Origin of the sequence: Ilyobacter sp., from assembly GCF_041583315.1 — a bacterium.
Classification (GTDB): Bacteria; Fusobacteriota; Fusobacteriia; order Fusobacteriales; family Fusobacteriaceae; genus Ilyobacter.
In genome coordinates, this window is the sequence record NZ_JBFHGC010000167.1 from 1 (window position 1) to 5,095 (window position 5,095).

Sequence of the window (5,095 nt, forward strand, 5' to 3'; positions counted from 1 at the left end):
AGCTTGGTGAGAATAGCTGTAGGGGTACACCTGGTCACATTCCGAACCCAGAAGTTAAGCCTGCATACGCTGAAAGTACTTGAGGGGCAGCCCTCCGGGAGGATAGGTACTTGCCAAGCTTTTTTTTATTTTTTGGAAAAACTTCTCATAAAGTAAGGCTTTAATTGAAAAAAAATCAAAAATCCGATATAATTGAAAAGTTGGATGAATATTATTATTTAAGTATTTTTGAATAAAGAAGATGATAATTTTAAAGAGGAGCATTATGAGGAAATGTATTTTTTTGGATAGAGACGGAAATATAAATGTAGAAAAGGACTATCTGTACAGGGTAGAAGACTTTGAGTTTGAACCTGGAGCCTTGGAAGCAATAAAGATATTCAAGGATTTGGGCTATCTTGTAGCAGTGGTAACCAATCAATCTGGAGTGGCACGAGGTTACTATACAGAAGAAGATGTCCAGAATCTCCATAAGTATCTTGAAAAAAAATCAAGGGAAGCTGGAGGGAACATAGATGCTTTCTATTACTGCCCTCATCATCCTGAGAAAGGTATAGGGGAATATAAGAAAGATTGCGACTGCAGAAAACCCGGACCTGGTATGTTTTTAAAAGCTCAAAAAGAGCTGGATATAGACTTTGACAGATCCCTCGTAGTAGGAGATAAGTTGTCAGACGTAAAAGCCGGTGAAAATTTGGGAATGAGAGGTGTCCTCGTGAGAACAGGCCATGGAAAAAAAGAGGAAATAAAAGCAGAAGAGACTACTGAAATATACGATTCTCTATATGATTTTGCATTAAAATTTAAAGAAGAACATATGAATCATTAATTTGATATTAAAAATTATACAATCAAGGGGTAAATTAGATGAAAATTAAAGATTTACTGAGAGATTATTTTCCTGAAAAGAAGGTATTGGAGAGTATAGAGATAACAGATGTCTGTATGGATAGTAGAGAGATAAAGAAGGGCTCTCTTTTTTTTGCTATAAAGGGCGGAAATAAACATGTGGAAGAGGCTATCCAAAATGGTGCATCAATTGTCATTTATGATAACAATGATCCTGTAATTTCAGATGAGAGAGCTATTTTGACAGAAGATACTGTAGCCTTCATGCAAAAACTGGCCAGAGATTATCGGAAAAGCCTTGGAATAAAGGTAGTGGCAATAACAGGAAGTAACGGAAAAACAACAACCAAAGATATGGTGTACTCGGTTCTATCGCAAAGGTTCAGGACACAAAAAACACACGGTAATCACAATAACCACATAGGCTTGCCTTATACTATTCTTAAAGCTCATCCAGAGGATGAGGTACTGGTACTAGAAATGGGTATGAGTGGGTTTGGGGAAATAGATCTCTTGTGCAGCATAGCACTCCCAGACTACGGGATTATAACCAATATAGGTGAATCTCACCTGAAGTATCTTAAGAATAAAGAGAATGTATTTAAAGCCAAGGGAGAACTGCTGAAGCATGTTCATCATGAAAATACAATTATTTTTGGAGATGATTATTATCTGGAAAACATTCCAGGAATAAAGGTAGGCTACGGAGATGAAAACACTTTTAAAATATCAGAATTTATTGAAAATGATAAGGGTGCCCAATTTAAACTGGGAGGCAAGAGCTACAGGATACCGGTAAACGGAGAGCACAATGTAATAAATGCATCCTTTGCAGTAGCCCTGGGTTTAAAAATGGAATTGTCTGTATCTGAAATAGAAAAGGGATTGGAAGAGGTAAAACTGACTCCCATGAGATTTCAGAAGATAGAAAAAGGTGAAAGATTATATATAAATGATGCCTATAATGCAAATCCTACCTCTATGAGACTTGCCATTGAAACTTTTGATAAGCTGTATAATGACAGAACATGTAAAATAATGGTATTGGGTGATATGCTTGAGCTGGGAGAAAAAAGTGAAGAGTATCATAAAAATATAAAAGAGTACCTGAGCACATCCAGAGCAGAACACATATTTTTATATGGAAATGAGATGAAAAAACTTTGGTCAGTGTGTCATGAAGATAAAAGGGTGGCTTATTTTACAGATAAAAATTCTATTTTTGAAAAGATAGAATCAATAAAAGAAAAGTCAGTAATACTGCTCAAGGGCTCTAGAGGGATGAGACTAGAGGAAATAATTAAATAACAAGGAGAATTTGATGCTTTATTATATTGCAAAAAACATTGATACTTTGGCATGGCTTAAATCGATATATTTAAGAGCTTTTTTGGGGTTCATAATCTCATTTATACTGGTAATTTTAGTGGGAAAACCTTTTATAAAATTTTTGAAAAAAAACAAAATGGGTGAATCAATAAGAGAAGAAGGACCGGAAAGTCACTTCTCTAAAAAAGGAACTCCAACTATGGGAGGAGTTCTTATAGTTGGTTCCATGGTTGTTACAAACTTTATAATAGCAGATCTTGGAAATAAATTTATAGAGATGCTTCTATTGTGCATGGTGCTTTTTAGTGCCATAGGGTTTGTAGATGACTATAAAAAATTTACAGAGAGCAAAAAAGGGCTTTCTGGAAAAAAGAAGATGATAGGTCAGGGGGCCATAGCTCTGCTAGCCTGGGGATTCATACTTAAAGTGGGACTTACCGGAAACAGTTCTCTTGACCTGGCGATAATAAACCCTATATTTTCCGGACCTCTTGTTTACCTGGGGGCTTTTGCCATGCTTCTTTTTATAATAGTGATACTCACAGGAACCTCCAATGCAGTAAACATAACTGACGGTTTGGACGGACTGGTGATAATGCCGGTTATTATAGCATCGGCAATACTGGGTGCTGTAGCTTATTTTACAGGGCATATAGAGCTGAGTCAGTATCTGAATCTTTACTATATAAGTGGTGCCGGAGAGATGACGGTGTATCTTACCAGCATGATCGGGGCGGGATTAGGTTTTCTGTGGTATAACTTTTATCCGGCTCAGATATTTATGGGGGACACAGGTTCTCTAACTCTTGGTGGGATATTAGGTCTTGTGGCCATATTTTTGAAGCAGGAGCTTCTTCTTCCAATAGTAGGATTGGTATTTGTAATAGAAGCCTGCTCAGTAATTATTCAGGTAGGGTCATTTAAAGTCAGAAAAAAGCGGGTATTTAAAATGGCCCCTATACATCATCATTTTGAACTAGACGGCCTTCCTGAGACGAAGGTAACCATGAGATTCTGGATCGTGGCCCTTATGTGCGGAATAGCGGCCCTCGGTGTAGTAAAGATGAGAGGGATATTTTAAAGACATTAACCACGGGACCTCCCGTGGTTATAATTGTAAGATGGGAAAAATACTTTTTTTAAGATAGTTTCTAAAGAAGAAGTATTGTTCTTATCTAATAAATTAAACTGGTTGGAGATGAAGTTGATGAAAAAAGCCCTTGTTTTTGGAGCGGGAATTAGCGGTTTGGGAGCTAAAGGATTATTGGAAAAAAATGGATATGAAGTGATGCTGGTAGACGATAAAAAGGCCATGTCATCAAAAGACGGGATGAATACTCTTTCAGAGGTTGAACTCTTTGTGAAAAGCCCGGGAGTTCCTTACACGGAACTTGTAAAAAAGGCTTTTGATCTAAAGATACCTGTGATAGATGAGGTAGAGCTGGCTTACAGATATATGAAGAAAAAAGCCAATTATCCAAAGATTATAGCCGTGACAGGAACAAACGGTAAAACAACCACTACAACAAAAATAAAAGAACTCATAGAGTATTGCGGGTATAGGTGTGAATTTGCAGGAAACATAGGGAGATCTTTCGCAGATCTTGTGACTGAAGATAAAGAGCTTGACTATATAGTCTTAGAGCTCAGCTCCTATCAGCTGGAAAATGTAAAGGAGTTCAGACCTGATATAGCCATGGTGATCAACCTGGCTCCTGATCATCTGGACAGATATGAAAAAGCCGGGGATTATTATGATGCAAAGTTTAACATAGGAGCCAAACAAGAGGCCGGGGATTACTTTATCACCAATATGAACTGTCAGGAATCTTCCAAGAGACTAGGAAGAATAAATGCAGATGTAATCAGAGTCTCATTAGAGGGTGGAAAGGGATGTGACCTCTATCCTGAAGATGGATGGGTGGTATATAAAGGAAAAAAAATCATATGTGAGGAAAAACTAAGCCTCAAGGGAAGACATAATCTGGAAAATATTTTGTTTATAGGGGCAGTTGCTGAGATAATAGGTCTAGATGAGGAAAAACTCAGAGAGTTTCTCTATAATACAGGAACTCTGGAACACAGGATGGAGAGATTTTTGGAAGTCGGAGGCACACTCTTTATAAATGACTCCAAGGGAACAAACATAGAATCCTCTAAGATGGCTATAGAGGCATATCACGGATGTATCCTAATATGTGGCGGGGTGGACAAGAAGCTTGACCTTACACCTCTTGTAGGAGCCATAAAGGACCACGTGAGTAATGTATACCTTATAGGGGAACTGGCAGAAAAACTGGAACAGGCATTGATCCAGGGGGGATACCCAAAAGATAGACTGGTTAGATCTGGAAATTTGGAAAACAGTGTGGATTTAATTAGTAAAAAGATAGATACTCATGAAAATAATTACATACTTTTATCCCCAGCAACAGCCAGTTTTGATCAGTTTAAAAACTTCGAGGTAAGGGGAAAAGTTTTCAAAGAATTAGTAAAAAAATATTTTACGGCAGGTGAAGAGGTTTGAGGAAAGTTATCCTAACAACAGGGGGAACAGGCGGACACATATATCCTGCCCTTGCTGTGGCGAGAGAACTAAAAAAAAGAGGGGTGACTCCAGTCTTTGTAGGGACTACCCACAGAATGGAAAAAGAGATGATACCCCAAGAGGGCTATACCTTTATAGGGCTAGACATAAAGCCTCTTAAAAACATATCGTCCATATTTAAAATGCTAAAGGGAATGGTAAAAGCTATAGGTATAGTGAGGAAAGAAAAGCCTGATGCCATAATGGGATTTGGAAATTATATTTCGGTTCCAGCACTTTTAGCAGGTATAATATTAGGGAAGAAAATATATCTCCAGGAGCAAAATGCAAACCTGGGATTTGCAAATAAATTATTTTATAAATTTGCCA

At 37.6% G+C, this 5,095-nt stretch carries 5 protein-coding genes and 1 rRNA gene; all 6 read left to right on the forward strand.

The window, feature by feature from the left end:
• Positions 1–2 precede the first annotated feature (2 nt).
• Positions 3–119, forward strand: a 5S ribosomal RNA gene (gene rrf / locus ABZA26_RS07160).
• Between the two features lie 146 nt (positions 120–265).
• Positions 266–829, forward strand: a complete 564-nt coding sequence (gmhB, locus tag ABZA26_RS07165; RefSeq protein ID WP_372713839.1) for a D-glycero-beta-D-manno-heptose 1,7-bisphosphate 7-phosphatase — start codon at positions 266–268, stop codon at positions 827–829.
• A gap of 38 nt (positions 830–867) precedes the next feature.
• A complete protein-coding gene (murF, locus tag ABZA26_RS07170) occupies positions 868–2,157 on the forward strand; it encodes a UDP-N-acetylmuramoyl-tripeptide--D-alanyl-D-alanine ligase (RefSeq protein ID WP_372713840.1) in 1,290 nt (429 codons plus the stop codon).
• Between the two features lie 13 nt (positions 2,158–2,170).
• A complete protein-coding gene (mraY, locus tag ABZA26_RS07175) occupies positions 2,171–3,259 on the forward strand; it encodes a phospho-N-acetylmuramoyl-pentapeptide-transferase (RefSeq protein WP_372713841.1) in 1,089 nt (362 codons plus the stop codon).
• Positions 3,260–3,385: 126 nt separating this feature from the next.
• Positions 3,386–4,705 carry a UDP-N-acetylmuramoyl-L-alanine--D-glutamate ligase gene (gene murD, locus ABZA26_RS07180; protein ID WP_372713842.1) on the forward strand — a complete coding sequence of 440 codons (1,320 nt, stop codon included), beginning with the start codon at positions 3,386–3,388 and terminating at the stop codon, positions 4,703–4,705.
• The coding region (locus ABZA26_RS07185) for a glycosyltransferase (RefSeq protein ID WP_372713843.1) at positions 4,702–5,095 on the forward strand (394 nt) is incomplete at its 3' end. The genes murD and ABZA26_RS07185, both read left to right, overlap by 4 nt.

Bases quoted from the DNA above. Each gene is read 5' to 3' on its own strand.
- gmhB (WP_372713839.1), top strand. From the start codon at position 266: ATGAGGAAATGTATTTTTTTGGATAGAGACGGAAATATAAATGTAGAA.
- murF (WP_372713840.1), top strand. From the start codon at position 868: ATGAAAATTAAAGATTTACTGAGAGATTATTTTCCTGAAAAGAAGGTA.
- mraY (WP_372713841.1), top strand. From the start codon at position 2,171: ATGCTTTATTATATTGCAAAAAACATTGATACTTTGGCATGGCTTAAA.
- murD (WP_372713842.1), top strand. From the start codon at position 3,386: ATGAAAAAAGCCCTTGTTTTTGGAGCGGGAATTAGCGGTTTGGGAGCT.